Source organism: Streptomyces thermocarboxydus (assembly GCF_024760485.1).
GTDB lineage: Bacteria > Actinomycetota > Actinomycetes > Streptomycetales > Streptomycetaceae > Streptomyces > Streptomyces cellulosae.
Genome location: NZ_CP058273.1, coordinates 2,763,149 through 2,779,750, shown reverse-complemented (window position 1 = coordinate 2,779,750; position 16,602 = coordinate 2,763,149). Strand labels below are relative to the sequence as shown.

8 protein-coding genes are annotated in these 16,602 nt (G+C 72.6%); 5 read left to right on the top strand and 3 right to left on the bottom strand.

What is annotated here, in order from left to right; all coding sequences use genetic code 11:
- The first annotated feature begins 23 nt into the window (after positions 1-23).
- Positions 24-2,864, top strand: coding sequence for a preprotein translocase subunit SecA (gene secA, locus AY578_RS12750; protein WP_019526574.1), 2,841 nt, complete (start codon positions 24-26; stop codon positions 2,862-2,864).
- Between the two features lie 82 nt (positions 2,865-2,946).
- On the opposite strand, the gene AY578_RS34075 is transcribed toward secA, so the two are convergent.
- On the bottom strand, positions 2,947-3,285 hold the full coding sequence (locus AY578_RS34075) for an Rv3235 family protein (protein WP_370879040.1): 339 nt from the start codon (positions 3,283-3,285) through the stop codon (positions 2,947-2,949).
- Between the two features lie 699 nt (positions 3,286-3,984).
- On the opposite strand from AY578_RS34075, the gene AY578_RS12740 reads away from it, so the two are divergent.
- The 4 genes from AY578_RS12740 (at position 3,985) to AY578_RS12725 (ending at position 12,206) form a co-directional block, all read left to right on the top strand.
- On the top strand, positions 3,985-4,491 hold the full coding sequence (locus tag AY578_RS12740) for a DUF6912 family protein (RefSeq protein WP_136239829.1): 507 nt from the start codon (positions 3,985-3,987) through the stop codon (positions 4,489-4,491).
- A 21-nt stretch (positions 4,492-4,512) separates the two neighbouring features.
- Entirely contained in the window at positions 4,513-5,187 is a 675-nt protein-coding gene (locus AY578_RS12735; protein WP_258902372.1) for an HAD family hydrolase, read from the top strand.
- 427 nt (positions 5,188-5,614) lie between these two features.
- Entirely contained in the window at positions 5,615-10,564 is a 4,950-nt protein-coding gene (locus AY578_RS12730; protein WP_019526578.1) for an NAD-glutamate dehydrogenase, read from the top strand.
- 130 nt (positions 10,565-10,694) lie between these two features.
- Entirely contained in the window at positions 10,695-12,206 is a 1,512-nt protein-coding gene (locus AY578_RS12725; protein ID WP_206310432.1) for a putative glycosyltransferase family protein, read from the top strand.
- A 523-nt stretch (positions 12,207-12,729) separates the two neighbouring features.
- On the opposite strand, the gene AY578_RS12720 is transcribed toward AY578_RS12725, so the two are convergent.
- Both AY578_RS12720 and AY578_RS12715 read right to left on the bottom strand, forming a co-directional pair.
- Entirely contained in the window at positions 12,730-14,406 is a 1,677-nt protein-coding gene (locus tag AY578_RS12720; RefSeq protein WP_136239871.1) for a glycosyltransferase family 2 protein, read from the bottom strand.
- Positions 14,406-16,601: a CDP-glycerol glycerophosphotransferase family protein gene (locus AY578_RS12715; protein WP_019526581.1), complete on the bottom strand. Its 2,196-nt coding sequence runs from the start codon at positions 16,599-16,601 to the stop codon at positions 14,406-14,408. The genes AY578_RS12720 and AY578_RS12715 overlap by 1 nt, the downstream gene beginning before the upstream one ends.
- Position 16,602 lies beyond the last annotated feature (1 nt).

Sequence of the window (16,602 nt, the reverse complement as noted above, 5' to 3'; positions counted from 1 at the left end):
GACCGGCAAGGAGACCAACCCCCGTGTCCGTCCTCTCGAAGATCATGCGTGCAGGCGAAGGCAAAATCCTGCGCAAGCTGCACCGCATCGCGGACCAGGTCAACTCCATCGAAGAGGACTTCGAAGGCCTCTCCGACGCCGAGCTGCGGGCCCTCACCGATGAGTACAAGCAGCGCTACGCCGACGGTGAGAGCCTGGACGACCTGCTGCCCGAGGCCTTCGCCACCGTCCGTGAAGCCGCCCGGCGCGTGCTGGGCCAGCGCCACTACGACGTGCAGATCATGGGCGGCGCGGCCCTGCACATGGGTTACGTGGCGGAAATGAAGACCGGTGAGGGCAAGACCCTCGTCGGCACGCTTCCCGCGTACCTGAACGCCCTGTCCGGCGAGGGCGTCCACATCATCACGGTCAACGACTACCTGGCCGAGCGCGACTCGGAGATGATGGGCCGCGTCCACCGCTTCCTGGGCCTGAGCGTCGGCTGCATCCTCGCCAACATGACGCCGGCCCAGCGCCGCGAGCAGTACGCGTGCGACATCACCTACGGCACGAACAACGAGTTCGGCTTCGACTACCTGCGCGACAACATGGCGTGGTCGAAGGACGAGCTGGTGCAGCGCGGCCACAACTTCGCCATCGTCGACGAGGTCGACTCGATCCTCATCGACGAGGCCCGTACGCCGCTGATCATCTCCGGCCCCGCGGACCAGGCCACCAAGTGGTACGGCGACTTCGCCAAGCTGGTGAAGCGCCTCAAGCGCGGTGAGCCGGGCAACCCGCTCAAGGGCATCGAGGAGACCGGCGACTACGACGTCGACGAGAAGAAGCGCACGGTCGCCATCCACGAGTCCGGCGTCGCCAAGGTCGAGGACTGGCTCGGCATCGACAACCTCTACGAGTCGGTGAACACGCCACTGGTGGGCTACCTGAACAACGCCATCAAGGCCAAGGAGCTCTTCAAGAAGGACAAGGACTACGTCATCATCGACGACGAGGTCATGATCGTCGACGAGCACACCGGACGTATCCTCGCCGGCCGCCGGTACAACGAGGGCATGCACCAGGCCATCGAGGCCAAGGAGGGCGTGCCGATCAAGGACGAGAACCAGACCCTCGCCACGATCACGCTGCAGAACTTCTTCCGCCTCTACAAGCGCCACGACCACAACGGCAAGGAACTGCCGGGCCTGTCCGGCATGACCGGTACGGCGATGACCGAGGCCGCCGAGTTCCACCAGATCTACAAGCTCGGCGTGGTGCCCATCCCGACCAACCGGCCGATGGTCCGCAAGGACCAGTCGGACCTGATCTACCGCACCGAGGTCGCCAAGTTCGAGGCGGTCGTCGACGACATCGAGGAGAAGCACCGCAAGGGCCAGCCGATCCTCGTCGGCACCACCTCGGTCGAGAAGTCCGAGTACCTGTCGCAGCAGCTCTCCAAGCGGGGCATCCAGCACGAGGTGCTGAACGCCAAGCACCACGAGCGTGAGGCGCAGATCGTCGCCCAGGCCGGCCGCCGCGGCGCGGTCACGGTCGCGACGAACATGGCCGGCCGTGGTACGGACATCAAGCTCGGCGGCAACCCCGAGGACCTCGCGGAGGCGGAGCTGCGGCAGCGCGGCCTCGACCCCGAGGAGCACATCGAGGAGTGGGCCGCGGCCCTGCCGGAGGCGATGGCGCGCGCCGAGCAGGCCGTGAAGGCCGAGAAGGAAGAGGTCGAGAAGCTCGGCGGCCTCTACGTGCTGGGCACGGAGCGGCACGAGTCGCGGCGTATCGACAACCAGCTGCGCGGCCGTTCCGGCCGTCAGGGCGACCCGGGCGAGTCCCGCTTCTACCTGTCGCTGGGCGACGACCTGATGCGGCTGTTCAAGGCGCAGATGGTCGAGCGCGTGATGTCCATGGCGAACGTGCCGGACGACGTGCCGATCGAGAACAAGATGGTCACCCGTGCGATCGCGTCCGCGCAGTCGCAGGTGGAGACGCAGAACTTCGAGACGCGTAAGAACGTCCTGAAGTACGACGAGGTGCTGAACCGGCAGCGCGAGGTCATCTACGGCGAGCGCCGCCGCGTCCTGGAGGGCGAGGACCTGCAGGAGCAGATCCACCACTTCATGGACGACACCATCGACGCGTACGTCCAGGCGGAGACCGCCGAGGGCTTCCCCGAGGACTGGGACCTGGACCGGCTGTGGGGCGCCTTCAAGCAGCTCTACCCGGTGAGCGTCACCATCGAGGAGCTGGAGGAGGCGGCCGGCGACCGTGCCGGTCTGACCGCCGAGTTCATCTCCGAGTCCATCAAGGACGACATCCGCGCCCAGTACGAGGCGCGCGAGGCGCAGCTCGGCTCCGAGATCATGCGTGAGCTGGAGCGGCGGGTCGTGCTGTCGGTGCTGGACCGCAAGTGGCGCGAGCACCTCTACGAGATGGACTACCTCCAGGAGGGCATCGGCCTGCGCGCGATGGCCCAGAAGGACCCGCTGGTCGAGTACCAGCGCGAGGGCTTCGACATGTTCAGCGCGATGATGGACGGCATCAAGGAGGAGTCCGTCGGCTACCTGTTCAACCTGGAGGTCCAGGTCGAGCAGCAGGTCGAGGAGGTGCCGGTCGAGGACGTCAAGCCCACCGCCGACCTGGAGAAGCAGGACGCGGTGCCGGCGCAGGCGCGGCCGGAGATCCGGGCGAAGGGGCTGGACGCCCCGCAGCGGCGGAGCCTCCACTTCTCCGCTCCCACGGTGGACGGCGAGGGCGGCACCATCGAGGGCGAGCTGGCCACCGACGACGAGCCGGTGCGCTCGTCGGCGGACGGGCTCACCCGTGCGGAGCGCCGCAAGCAGGCGCGGGGCGGGCGTCGCCGCAAGAAGTGACGTGACCGCCGTCGCACCGACGGCACTGACGGCCGGGGCCGGGCACCTGAGGGTGTCCGGCCCCGGCCGTTGTGCGGGGTCGTCAGCGGGGGCCGCCCAGTTCGACGGCGGTGCAGCGCCAGCGGAGGTCCCGGCCGCGCTCCAGCCGGAACGCCATCGCGCGGAGCCTGTCCCCGGCGCCGATCCGCGCGAACGCCTCGATGGCGCCCTCGCGTGGCACGAACCACCCGATGTCCCGCACGACGGGCCGCACGCCCCGCGTCCGCAGAGGCCCGCGTTCCGCGAGCCGGATCAGCTCGTCGTAGGCCTGCCCGGCGCTGTGCCGCAGCATGGCGTGGACGGGGCGCTGCCCGCTGAGCACGGCGACGAGCAGCTCGGCGAACCGGTCGGTGGGCCGGGGCTGCGGGACGCCCCGAGGCATCCCGCCCGGCCGCATGGGCGCGGTGCCGTCCGGCGCCCTGCGTGCGGCCTGGGCGGGCGCCCCTACGGGTGCTGAGCCCCAGCCCGCGGGCGCGGTTCCCGCGGCCCCTGCGGGTGTGCCCGCGGGTGCTCCGTCCTTGGGCTCGAGCGGCCCGCCCAGGTGCTCGTACGGCGCGGCGGACGGCGCTCCCGGCCTTGAGCCCGTACGGCCGCCGCGCGTCGGCGCGCGGCCCGCCGGGCGGTTGTCCGTGGGACGGGTGCGGCGGCTCGGCGTGGCTCTGGGGCGGCCCGGGCCCGGGGACGGAGAGAGGGGGGTGCCCGCTGTGGGGACACGCGGGGGGACCGCCGCGGGGGAGCGGCGTGGTGTTCTGCTCATGACCTTGTGCACGAGGGCCCCGTTCTGAAGGCCGGGCCGGCGGGGGAGCCGGGTACCGGGCAGTAACTTCGTGACGTGGATCTTGTACGGGGCCGTGCGGGGGCGGGGCAAGGAAGGGCGGGGGTGTGCGGGACGGGGTGGGAAGTTCACTTATCCGGGTGGTCGTCGTCGTGACGAGCCTCTGTTCAAGCGGGTCGGGCGGGTGAATCCCCGGACTCACGGTGACGGCCCCGGAGGGGGTCGCGAGGGCTCGAAGGGGGACGGGTGCGACGTATTCTGAGACCTTGCCGAAGAAGTGATCCGAGCTGACGAAAGCGGCCGACCATGCGCGTCTACGTCCCCCTCACCCTCCCCGGGCTCGCCGAGGCGCACAGGACGGGGCAGCTGGGCGACGGGCCGTTCACCGCGTACGCCGTGACGCCCGCGCTGCGCGAGTGGTACGTCTCCGACGACATCGAGGAACTGGAGTACGCCGCGCTCGGCCGTGCCGCGCTGGCCTCCCTGCGCCTCCTCGCCGCCGACCCCGCCGCGCCCCGCCGCAGGGTCGTGGTCGCCGTGGACGTGGCCGACGGCGCCGCCTCCGCCGACCCCGGCCGGGGACCGGACCCGGCCACGCTGGGCGAGGTGCGCCTCGCCGGGCCCGTACGGCTCGCGAAGGCGGCCGCGGTGCACGTGGACGCGGAGGACGCCGAGGAGGACGTGGCGGCCGCCGCGCGGGCGCTGGACGCGGCGGACAAGGGCGACGACGACGCGCAGTTCGTCGTGGACGGCGCGGAGGACCACGAGCTGCTGTGGTTCGCGACGCAGGAGATCCCGCAGCTCGTCTCCTGACGGCCCGGGTAGGTTTTCCGCATGGGGACGCACACGGACGCGCACATCGTCTGGGACTGGAACGGCACGCTGTTCCACGACGTCGACGCGGTCATCGGGGCGACGAACGCGGCCTTCGCCGAGCTGGGCCTCGCGCCCATCACGCTGGAGCTCTACCGGGAGCTGTACTGCGTGCCGGTGCCGCGCTTCTACGAGCGGCTGATGGGCCGGCTGCCCAGCCAGGCCGAGTGGGAGGTCATGGACGCCGTCTTCCACCGCCACTACACCGAGCACCGGGTGCGCTGCGGTCTCGCCGACGGCGTGGAGGACCTGCTCAAGGACTGGGTGGCGGCGGGCCGCAGCCAGTCCATCCTCAGCATGTACGGGCACGAGGACCTGGTCCCGCTGGTGGAGGACTTCGGGATCTCCTCCCACTTCATACGCGTCGACGGCCGCACCGGCCTCTCCGGCGGCAGCAAGGCCGAGCACATGGTCCGCCACCTGGACGCGCTGCGCGACGCGGTGGACCCGCGCCGCACGGTGGTGATCGGGGACGCGGCCGACGACGCGCTGGCCGCGCTCCACGTCGGCGCGCACGCCGTCCTCTGGTCCGGCGGCTCGCACGGCCGGGCCAGTCTGGAGGCGGTCGGGGTTCCGGTCGTCGACAGCCTGAGCGAAGCCGTGGCGCAGGCGGAGCGCCTCGCGGTCTCCGGCTGATCCAGGGGCCCGGGCGCACTGTGCGAAACGTCAAAGTTCGCCCCCCGGTTTTGTACACATACGGCTCATGACGGGGCCCCTCCGGAGAGCGATAGCCTAGGCACCGTGATCAGCGCGATAGCTCGCGGGGACCGTGGCGTCCCCGCTGTGCGCCCGGCGACCACGGAGGACATCCGTGACCGGGTGGCGACCGCTGATCCTCGCGGGCGGCACGGGACGCGGCGCACCCCGGAGGGGCAGGCGTCACGGAGATCCACGTCACACCCGTCGGACGCACCGAATTCCGCCGAGACGCCCCCGCTCCTCTCACCCTGCGGCATACCGTCGGCACAGACCGGACACCCCGTGTCGTACCGCCGCACCTCAGGGTCGGAGACCGTACTTCCTTCTACGTCACGCAACGGCGCGCGACAGGAGCCAGAGGACCATGCAGACCAAGCTGGACGAAGCCAAGGCCGAGCTGCTCGACCGAGCCGCCCGGGTAGCTGAGAACAGCCCGGCCGGGGGGAAACTACCGACTGGGACCACGGAGGGGGACACGCCCGACCGGGATGCCGTCCTCGCGTTCCTCCAGCGCTACTACCTGCACACCGCCCCGGAGGACCTCACCGACCGCGACCCGGTCGACATCTTCGGGGCCGCCGTCTCGCACCGCCGGCTCGCCGAGAACCGCCCGCAGGGCACGGCCAACGTCCGGGTGCACACCCCGACCGTCGAGGAGAACGGCTGGACCTGCAGCCACTCCGTCGTCGAGGTCGTCACCGACGACATGCCCTTCCTCGTCGACTCCGTCACCAACGAGCTGACCCGCCAGGGCCGCGGCATCCACGTCGTGATCCACCCGCAGTTCGTGGTCCGCCGGGACGTCACCGGCAAGCTGATCGAGGTCCTCCCCGACCCGGTCGGCGGCGACCTCCCGCAGGACGCCCGCGACCTGCCGCACGACGCGCACGTCGAGTCCTGGATTCACGTGGAGATCGACCGCGAGACCGACCGCGGCGACCTCAAGCAGATCACCGCCGATCTGCTGCGGGTGCTCTCCGACGTCCGTGAGGCCGTCGAGGACTGGGGCAAGATGCGCCAGGCCGCCACCTCCCTCGCCGACGCCCTGCCCGACGAGCCCATGCCCGCCGACCTGCCCCCGCTGCAGGTCGAGGAGGCCCGCGAGCTGCTGCACTGGCTCGCCGACGACCACTTCACCTTCCTCGGCTACCGCGAGTACGAACTGCGCGCCGACGACTCGCTGGCCGCCGTGCCCGGCACCGGACTCGGCATCCTGCGCTCCGACCCGCACCACGCGACCGACGAGGAACACCCGGTCAGCCCGTCCTTCGAGCGGCTGCCCGCCGACGCCCGCGCCAAGGCCCGCGAGCACAAGCTGCTGATCCTCACCAAGGCCAACAGCCGCGCCACCGTGCACCGGCCGTCGTACCTGGACTACATCGGCGTGAAGAAGTTCGACGCCGACGGCAACGTCATCGGCGAGCGCCGCTTCCTCGGACTGTTCTCCTCCGCCGCGTACACCGAGTCCGTGCGCCGGGTGCCCGTGATCCGCCGCAAGGTCGAGGACGTCCTGGAGCGGGCCGGCTTCTCCCCGCACAGCCACGACGGACGCGACCTGCTCCAGATCCTGGAGACCTACCCGCGCGACGAGCTGTTCCAGACCCCGGTCGAGGAGCTGCAGGCCATCGCCACCTCGGTGCTCTACCTCCAGGAGCGCCGCCGGCTGCGGCTGTACCTGCGCCAGGACGAGTACGGGCGCTACTACTCCGCCCTCGTCTACCTGCCGCGCGACCGCTACACCACCGCGGTGCGCCTGCGGATCATCGACATCCTCAAGGAGGAGCTCGGCGGCGTCAGCGTCGACTTCACCGCGTGGAACACCGAGTCGGTCCTCTCCCGGCTGCACTTCGTCGTCCGCGTCCCGCAGGGCACCGAGCTGCGCCATCTGTCCGACAGCGACAAGGAACGCCTCGAGTCCCGGCTCGCCGAGGCCGCCCGCTCCTGGTCCGACGGCTTCTCCGAGGCGCTGACCACCGAGTTCGGCGAGGAGCGCGCCGCCGAGCTGCTGCGCCGCTACGGGGGCGCCTTCCCCGAGGGCTACAAGGCCGACCACAGCCCGCGCAGCGCCGTGGCCGACCTGGTGCGCCTGGAGGAGCTCGGCGAGCAGCACGACTTCGCGCTCAGCCTGTACGAGCCGGTGGGCGCGGCGCCCGACGAGCGCCGCTTCAAGATCTACCGCACCGGCCAGGCCGTCTCCCTGTCCGCGGTGCTGCCCGTGCTGCAGCGCCTGGGCGTCGAGGTCATCGACGAGCGGCCGTACGAGCTGCGGTGCGACGACCGCAGCGTCGCCTACATCTACGACTTCGGGCTGCGCATGCCGCAGGCGCCCGGCGGCGGGGTGGACTACCTCGGCGACGACGCCCGCGAGCGCTTCCAGGACGCCTTCGCGGCGACCTGGACCGGCAAGGCGGAGAACGACGGCTTCAACGCCCTCGTGCTGAGCGCCGGGCTGACCTGGCGCCAGGCGGTGGTGCTGCGCGCGTACGCCAAGTACCTGCGCCAGGCCGGATCCACCTTCAGCCAGGACTACATGGAGGACACCCTCCGCCACAACGTCCACACCACCCGGCTGCTGGTCTCCCTGTTCGAGGCGCGGATGTCGCCGGACCGGCAGCGCGCCGGGTACGAGCTGGTGGACGCCCTGCTGGAGGAGCTCGACGCCGCCCTCGACCAGGTCGCCAGCCTCGACGAGGACCGCATCCTGCGCTCCTTCCTCACCGTCATCAAGGCGACGCTGCGCACCAACTTCTTCCAGGAGGCGAGCGGCGGCGAGCCGCACGACTACGTCTCCATGAAGTTCGACCCGCAGGCCATCCCCGACCTGCCCGCGCCGCGCCCGGCGTACGAGATCTGGGTGTACTCGCCGCGGGTGGAGGGCGTGCACCTGCGCTTCGGCAAGGTCGCGCGCGGTGGTCTGCGCTGGTCCGACCGGCGTGAGGACTTCCGCACCGAGATCCTCGGCCTGGTCAAGGCGCAGATGGTGAAGAACACCGTCATCGTGCCGGTGGGCGCCAAGGGCGGCTTCGTCGCCAAGCAGCTGCCCGACCCGGCCGTCGACCGCGACGCGTGGATGGCCGAGGGCATCGCCTCCTACCGGACGTTCATCTCCGCGCTGCTCGACATCACCGACAACATGGTGGGCGGCGAGGTCGTGCCGCCGGCGGACGTCGTCCGGCACGACGGGGACGACACCTACCTGGTCGTCGCCGCCGACAAGGGCACCGCGACCTTCTCCGACATCGCCAACGAGGTCGCCGAGAGCTACAACTTCTGGCTCGGGGACGCCTTCGCCTCCGGCGGCTCGGCCGGCTACGACCACAAGAAGATGGGCATCACCGCCCGCGGCGCCTGGGAGTCCGTCAAGCGGCACTTCCGCGAGCTGGGCGTGGACACCCAGAGCGAGGACTTCACGGTCGTCGGCATCGGCGACATGTCCGGCGACGTGTTCGGCAACGGCATGCTGCTCAGCGAGCACATCCGCCTGGTCGCCGCCTTCGACCACCGGCACATCTTCATCGACCCGAACCCGGACGCGGCCACCGGGTACGCCGAGCGCCGCCGGCTGTTCGAGCTGCCGCGCTCCAGCTGGGCCGACTACGACACGGAGCTGATCTCCGCGGGCGGCGGCGTCTTCCCGCGCACGGCGAAGTCGATCCAGATCAACAGCCACATCCGTGAGGCGCTGGGCATCGATGAGAAGATCTCCAAGATGACCCCGGCCGACCTGATGAAGGCCGTCCTCAGGGCGCCGGTCGACCTGCTGTGGAACGGCGGCATCGGCACCTACGTCAAGGCGTCCACCGAGTCGAACGCGGACGTCGGCGACAAGAGCAACGACGCGATCCGCGTCGACGGCAAGGACCTGCGCGTCTCCGTCGTCGGCGAGGGCGGCAACCTGGGCCTGACCCAGCTCGGCCGGATCGAGTTCGCGCTGCACGGCGGCCGGATCAACACCGACGCCATCGACAACAGCGCGGGCGTGGACACCTCCGACCACGAGGTGAACATCAAGATCCTGCTGAACGGCCTGGTCAAGGAAGGCGACATGACGGTGAAGCAGCGCAACAAGCTGCTCGCCGAGATGACCGACGAGGTCGGCCGCCTGGTGCTGCGCAACAACTACGCGCAGAACACCGCCATCGCCAATGCGCTCGCCCAGTCGAAGGACATGATCCACGCGCAGCAGCGCTTCCTGAAGCACCTGGTACGCGAGGGCCATCTGGACCGGGCGCTGGAGTTCCTGCCCACCGACCGGCAGATCCGCGAGCGGCTCGCCTCCGGGCAGGGCCTGACCGGGCCGGAGACGGCGGTGCTGCTGGCGTACACGAAGATCACCGTCGCCGACGAGCTGCTGCACACCTCGCTGCCCGACGACCCGTACCTGAAGGGCCTGCTGCACGCGTACTTCCCGACCGCGCTGCGCGAGCAGTTCGGGGAGTACATCGACACCCACCCGCTGCGCCGTGAGATCACCACGACCGTGCTGGTCAACGACACGGTCAACACCGGCGGCACCACGTATCTGCACCGGATGCGCGAGGAGACCGGGGCGTCGCTGGAGGAGATCGTCCGGGCGCAGACCGCGGCCCGCGCGATCTTCCGCTCCTCGTGGGTGTGGGACGGCGTGGAGGCGCTCGACAACAAGGTCGACGCGGCCACCCAGACCCGGATCCGGCTGCACTCCCGCCGCCTGGTGGAGCGCGGCACGCGCTGGCTGCTGAACAACCGGCCGCAGCCGCTGCAGCTCCAGGAGACGGTGTCGTTCTTCGCCGAGCGGGTGGAGCTGGTCTGGTCGCAGCTGCCGAAGCTGCTGCGCGGCGAGGACCTGGAGTGGTACCGGAAGATCTACGACGAGCTCAGCGGGGCCGGGGTCCCGGACGAGCTGGCCACGCGCGTCGCCGGGTTCTCCTCCGCCTTCCCGACGCTCGACATCGTGTCGGTGGCCGACCGGATGGGCAAGGAGCCGCTGAACGTCGCCGAGGTGTACTACGACCTCGCCGACCGGCTGCGGATCACCCAGCTGATGGACCGGATCATCGAGCTGCCGCGCGCGGACCGGTGGCAGTCCATGGCCCGCGCGGCGATCCGCGAGGACCTGTACGCGGCGCACGCGGCGGTCACCGCGGACGTGCTCGCGGAGGGCGACGACGCGTCGACGCCGGAGCAGCGGTTCGCGCTGTGGGAGCAGAAGAACGCGGCGCTGCTGGGCCGGGCCCGCACCACCCTGGAGGAGATCCACAACTCCGACTCGTTCGACCTGGCCAACCTGTCGGTGGCCATGCGGACCATGCGCACGCTGCTCAGGAACTCGTAGCGCGGCGGACCCGTCGAGGGGCGCTTCGGACCGTCACGGTCCGGGGCGCCCCTCGCGCGTGTGTGGTGCGTTGGGCGGGAAACGGCGGCGAACCCGTGGGGACGGCGGTGCGACGGGATAGGGCTCCCGTGTGACTGTCCGCTTCTCGTCGTCCGGCGTGTCCGGGGAGACCGGCGCACGGCGCTCCGGCATCCGCCCGGCCGCCGTCGGCCGGGCCCTGGCCACGGGCGTCACCGGACTGGTCCTGCTTCTGCTGGTCCTGGTCGTCGTACGGCTGCCGTGGATGGGCGACCTCGGCATCCACGCGGCGACCGTGCAGCGGCTGCGGCACTCCCCGCTCGCCCCGGGCAACCCGCTGGTCGACGCGAACACCCCGAGCCCGTACTACTCGCCGTGGACGCTGGTGCTCGGCGGTGTCGCCCGGGCGACCGGCCTCGACGTCTTCGTGGTGCTGCGGCTGGCCGCCGCGGTCGGGCTGTCGCTGCTGGTCACGGGCGTGTGGCGGTACGTGCGGACGCTGAGCGCGCACCCGGCCGCCCCCGTGCTCGCGCTGCTGTCCCTGTGGTTCCTGTGGGGCACCGAGCCCCTCCTGTGGAGCGGCTTCACCGGGCTGCACTCGCTCGCCCTGACCGCCGCGTATCCGAGCACCTTCACGCTGGGGCTCGCCTTCCACTTCTGGACCTGGCTGAGCGGGGCGCTGCGCCGGCCCGCCGGGTGGAGGGTGTGGCTGGGGCTGGGCGTGCTGTGGGCGGTGATCCTGCTCTGCCACCAGTTCTCCGGGGTGGTGGCCACGGCCGGCGCGGCCGCCACGGTGGCCGCCGCGCGTCCCGGGCGCGCGGTGTGGCCCCGGCTCGGCGGGGCGCTGCTGCTGGGCGTCTCGGTGCTCGGGGCGTGGCCGTACTACGACTTCTTCGCACTGGCGGACGCGGGGGAGCGGCTGGAGACGGTGCACCGGGTGCTGTACGCGCACCCGGTGGCGCGGTTCGGTCTCGCGCTGCTCGGGGTGGCCGCGCTGGTGGCGCGGTGGCGGCGCGACCACCGGGACCCGCTGGTGGTGTTCTGCGCCCTCGGTGTGCTGGCCGTCGCGGCGGGCCGGGTCACCGGACACTACTCATGGGCGCGGGCCCTTCCGGCGGCGGTGATCCCGGCGCAGCTCGCGGCGGCGCTCGCGGTCGTGGAGGCGGGGTCACGGCGGGTGTGGGCGGCGCTGCTCGCCGCGGCGCTGCTGGCCGGCGCCTGGGCGCAGGCGGGCGCGCTCGGCTACGTCGTCCCGGCCGACGCGCTGCCCGGTCCGGTCGCGGAGAAGTACCGGCGGCCGTGGCCGGGGTACGGGTGGATCACCTCCCGGGTGCGGTACGGAGACGTCGTCATGGCCGACGGCCGGGTCGCCCGCCAGGTCCCGGCCTACGGCCCCTACACGGTCGCCCCCGGCTACCCGGACTTCTTCCTGGCCGACGAGGAACGCCGCGTCGCCGCCACCCGTGCGTACTTCGCGGCGGGCACGTCACCGTTCGAGCGGCGGCGCATCGAGCGGGAGTACGAGGTGCGCTGGGTGCTGGACCACCGGGGCGTACTGCACGACCCGGCGCTGCGGGCGGTGGCCCGGGGGCCGCGGGGGGAGGTGCTGTACGCGGTGCCGTGAGGGGGGCGGGACCCGACGGCAGTCGCAGGGCCCGGCGGGCCGGGGTGGACGGTGCGGGCGGCCGTGGCCTCCCCGGGGGCGTGAGGTCGGCGCAGGGCACCCGTCACCTGTCGTACGGCCCGGGGCGCATGGGGCGCACGGGGCGTGCGGCCCGCGCGAGGAGGGCCCCGGGTGAGTCGGCTGTGGCCTTCCGAGGCGTGGCTCTCCGCTGGACGGTGGACAGCAGAGGTGCGGCTCCCGAGCGCTGGGGCCGCACACGTCGGCGCGGGGGGCCGACCACCGGGTTGCGCGGCCCGATGCGGACGGCCGGGGGGCTGCGGGGCGTGGATCCGGTGGGACGGTGACCTGGTCCGGGGGCGGAGCGGTGGGAAGCGCGGACGGTCGGTGCAGGGGGTTGCCGTCGTCGCCGGGCGCACGGCGCGCCGCGGCGAAAGGGCCGGGGGAGTTGCCCGTGGCCGGCCGGGGCGTGGGCCGCCCGGTCGGCGGTGACCGGTGAGGGGCGGCGCGGTAGGGGCGCCGGCCGTCAGTGCACGGCGCCCGCCACCAGCTGCACCGCCCGTCGCAGGCGCGGGTGGACCAGGCGGGTGGCGAGCGGGCGGAGGGCGGCCGGGGCGCCGGCCGGCTGCCAGCGGATCTGGAGGCGGCCCGGGTTGTGGCCCTCGGGCTCGACGGTGACCTGGTGCGGGGCGGCCCCGGAGCGGTAGGGGACGCGGGCGGTCAGCGGCGGGAAGTCCAGGGGCGCCAGCAGCAGCGCCTGGTTGCTCTGGCCGCCGGCGGCGAGCCGGACCAGCGGGTGCCGTACCCCGGCGAAGCCGCCCAGCGGCAGCCGCGCCCCGGCCAGGTCCAGCCGTACCGTGCCCTCGAACACGCCGGGCCGCACCGGGTCCAGGCGGAACGGCACGGTGAGGCGGCGCCGGCCCGGGGAGATCACCAGGCTCGCCCGGTGCGGGCCGACGGGGAGCCGCAGCGCCGGGTCGTAGGTCCGCACCGTGAGGTCGATCCGGGCGCCGCCCCCGGGGACGCGGGCGATGTCGGTGATCTCGTGCCGGAACAGCGCGCCGGGGAACGGGCGGGTGTCCGGCTCCAGCTCGGTCAGGTCCAGCTCCCGGCGGGCGGCCACGCTGCCCGGCACCCGGTCGCCCCAGTAGACCCGGCCGTCCGCGTCGGCGGCCATCCGCCTCGGGGCGACGCCGTACCCCAGCCCCCGTGCCGCGAGCGCGGCCTCCGGCAGACGGCGGTCCCGGACCAGCTGCAGCACCACCCGCTCGGCGCGCGGCAGCCGCGCGTACGCGCCGGGGGACAGCGTCTCCAGGTACGGGTTCACCTCGTCGGCGAAGGCGGACAGCCACTCCTCGTCGCGGTACGGCAGATCGCCCGCGTACATCCGGAAGTCGTGCTTCAGGAACTTGTGGTCCTTGTCCTCGCGCAGCCCCTCGTGCCCGCTCTCCGCCAGGAACGCGTCGATCAGCCGCTGCACATGGATCCGGTCGCGGACGTTGCCGATCAGGTGCCGCTGGTTGGATATGGACGCGGCGTCGGAGCTCACGTACGGGGCTATGTACCAGAGGTAGACCGGCTCGGGGACGATCGTGAACCGCTCCGCCAGGCAGTAGGCCTGCGCCGAGAACAGCTGGTCCTCGTAGTGGATGCCCTCCGGGAAGCGCAGCGCGTGCCGGTCGAGGAAGGCGCGGGCGTACATCTTGCTGGTCGCCAGGTGCTCGAAGAACAGCCGCGGGTCGTCCTCGATGCCGTCCAGGGTGCGGCGCTCGCCCACCAGGTGCGGCATCCAGGTGGAGCGGCGCCCGGTGTCCACCCGGATCCGCCGCACCGCGCCCATCGCGAAGTCGATCTCCCGCTCCCGGTGTGCGGCCAGCAGCGCGGCGACCGCCCCCTCCGGCAGTTCGTCGTCGCTGTCGAGGAACATCAGGTACGGCGCCCGGGCGGTTTCCAGGGCGCGGTTGCGGGGGGCGCTGCACCCGCCGCTGTTCTCCGGCAGCCGCAGGTACCGTATGCGCGGGTCGGCGGCCGCCAGTTCCCGCGCCACCTGGGGGGTGTCGTCCGTGGAGTGGTCGTCGCTGATGACGATCTCCAGGTCGCGGTGGGTCTGGCGGCACACGGACCGCACGGCGCGGGGCAGCCGTCCGGCGTCGTTGTGCACGATCACCGTGACGGTGACGTCGGGGAGCCGGGTCGTGGACATCACGCGGTCACCTCCTGGGGGGCCGGCGCCGGGGTGCGCTCCTCCGGCGGCAGCACCGGGGGCAGGGACGCCTCGTCCTCGCCGAGGAACACCCGGCGCACGACCCGCTCGGCGGCCCGGCCGTCGTCGAACTCGCAGAACCGGCGGCGGAACGCGGCCCGCGCCTTCGCCGCGCCCTCGTCGCGCCAGGCGTCGCCGGCGAGGATCTCGGTGAGGTCGTCCTGGGTGCGCGCCACCGGCCCCGGCGCCTCGGCCATCAGGTCGAAGTACACCCCGCGCGTGGTGCGGTACGTCTCCCAGTCGTCGGCGTGGATCACGATCGGGCGGTCCAGGTTGGCGTAGTCGAACATGATCGACGAGTAGTCCGTGACCAGTGCGTCGGCGGCCAGGCACAGCTCCTCGACCGGGTCGTACGACGACACGTCGATCACGCGGCCCGAGCGGCGCAGGCCGGCGAGCGGGGTGAGGCCCGGGTCGTAGAAGTAGTGGGCGCGCACCAGCAGGACGGTGTCCTCGCCGAGCCGGTCGGCGAGCGCGGCCAGGTCCAGGCGCGGGGTGAAGCCGGCCTCGTAGTCGCGGTGGGTGGGCGCGTAGAGGACGGCCCGGCGGCCGGGGGCGATGCCGAGCCGCTCGCGGACCGCGCGCACCTCGTCGGCGCCGGCCGTGTAGTACACGTCGTTGCGCGGATAGCCGTGGTCGAGGGAGACGTACCGGGACGGGTAGGCACGCTCCCACATGCGGGTGGTGTGGCTGTTGGCGGAGACGCTGTAGTCCCACTTGTCGACGCGCGCCAGCAGGGCGTCGAAGTCCAGGCCCTGCGCGGCGGCCGGGTAGGCCATCTGGTCGAGGCCCATGCGCTTCAGCGGGGTGCCGTGGTGGGTCTGCACATGCACCGCGTCGGGGCGTTTGACCACCGCGTTCGGGAAGTTGACGTTGTTGACCAGGTACTTCGCCGTGGCGAGCGTCTCCCAGTAGCGGCGGGTGCCGGGGACCACGTGGTCGGTGCCGGGCGGCAGCAGGGCCGCGTTGCGCGCGGTCACCACCCACACGGGATGGATGTGCGGGGCCAGCTCGGCGAGCTTCGCGGCGATCGCGGCCGGGTTGCAGGCGACGCCCCGGTTCCAGTAGGCGGAGAACACCGCGAGGTGCGGGTCGACGGGGCGGCGCAGCGCCGTGCGGTACTGGTGGTCGCGGATCAGGGCGCCCGCCTGCCGCCGTCCCGCGCGCACCGTGGAGCGCACGGCGCGGCGGGCGTGGTTGGCGGCCTGGAAGGCCCGGTAGCGGGTGTAGGCGCCCTCCTCCAGCAGCGCGCGCCGCACGCCCTCCGGGCCGCCGGGCCGGCGGTACCCCTCGGGGCGGCGGCGTGCGGCGGCGGATCCGGCCCGCAGGAAGAACTCCCGCGCGGCCGGCTCGGGCACGGCGCCGCGGGCGAAGGTGCGCAGGCAGTCGCGGACCATGATCTCGTAGAGCACGGTGTAGACCGCGGGCCGGTCCTGGGCGAGGTCGAGCAGGGCCTCGTAGCGGTCGACCGCGGCGAGGTGCTGCTCGGGGGTGACGGGCGGGAGGCTCGCGGGGCGCAGCCGCCGGTCCTCGTAGGCGATGTGCGGCAGGCAGGAGACGCGGTCGGCGAGCAGCAGGGCGGCGAGGGCGGCGCGGGGCTCGTCGTCGGTGGTGAGGTGCTCCTCGTGGGCCCGCCAGAAGTCGGCGCGCAGCACGCGGGTGCCGAGCAGCGGGGTGAGGCGCAGCAGGTAGGCGCTGTCGGCGAGGGCCGGCTCGGTGCGTCCGGCGCGGGCGAGGAGGGGGCCGTCCGCCGAGGGCAGGGCGGCGCTGCGCCAGGTGCTGCGCAGATGGTCCAGGAGGAGGACGTCGACGGTGTCGGGCAGTTCGGCGGTGCGTTCGGCGACGGCGCGGGGGCTGCCGGGCGGGAGGGCGTCCTTGGCGCGGACGAAGTGCAGCCAGCGGCCGGTGGCCCGCGCGGCCCCCGCCGCTCTCGCCGCCGCGCCGGAGGTGCCGTCGGGCAGCGGGACCACCTGGAATTGCGGGGTGTGCCGCTCGGCCGTCTCACGGGCCCAGTCGCCGACGGCGGCGACGACGACCTCCACGTCCGGCAGCGGGTGGGCGACGAGCGAGTCGAGCAGGCCGGTCAGGTGGTCCTGCGTGTTCGGCCCGTGGACGATGACGCTGAGCTGGGGCATC

What these genes read in the sequence shown, in the direction of transcription:
- AY578_RS12720 (WP_136239871.1), bottom strand. Translation starts at nt 14,406, where the DNA reads ATGTCCACGACCCGGCTCCCCGACGTCACCGTCACGGTGATCGTGCAC.
- AY578_RS12735 (WP_258902372.1), top strand. Translation starts at nt 4,513, where the DNA reads ATGGGGACGCACACGGACGCGCACATCGTCTGGGACTGGAACGGCACG.
- AY578_RS12730 (WP_019526578.1), top strand. Translation starts at nt 5,615, where the DNA reads ATGCAGACCAAGCTGGACGAAGCCAAGGCCGAGCTGCTCGACCGAGCC.
- AY578_RS12715 (WP_019526581.1), bottom strand. Translation starts at nt 16,601, where the DNA reads ATGCCCCAGCTCAGCGTCATCGTCCACGGGCCGAACACGCAGGACCAC.
- AY578_RS12740 (WP_136239829.1), top strand. Translation starts at nt 3,985, where the DNA reads ATGCGCGTCTACGTCCCCCTCACCCTCCCCGGGCTCGCCGAGGCGCAC.
- AY578_RS34075 (WP_370879040.1), bottom strand. Translation starts at nt 3,285, where the DNA reads ATGCCTCGGGGCGTCCCGCAGCCCCGGCCCACCGACCGGTTCGCCGAG.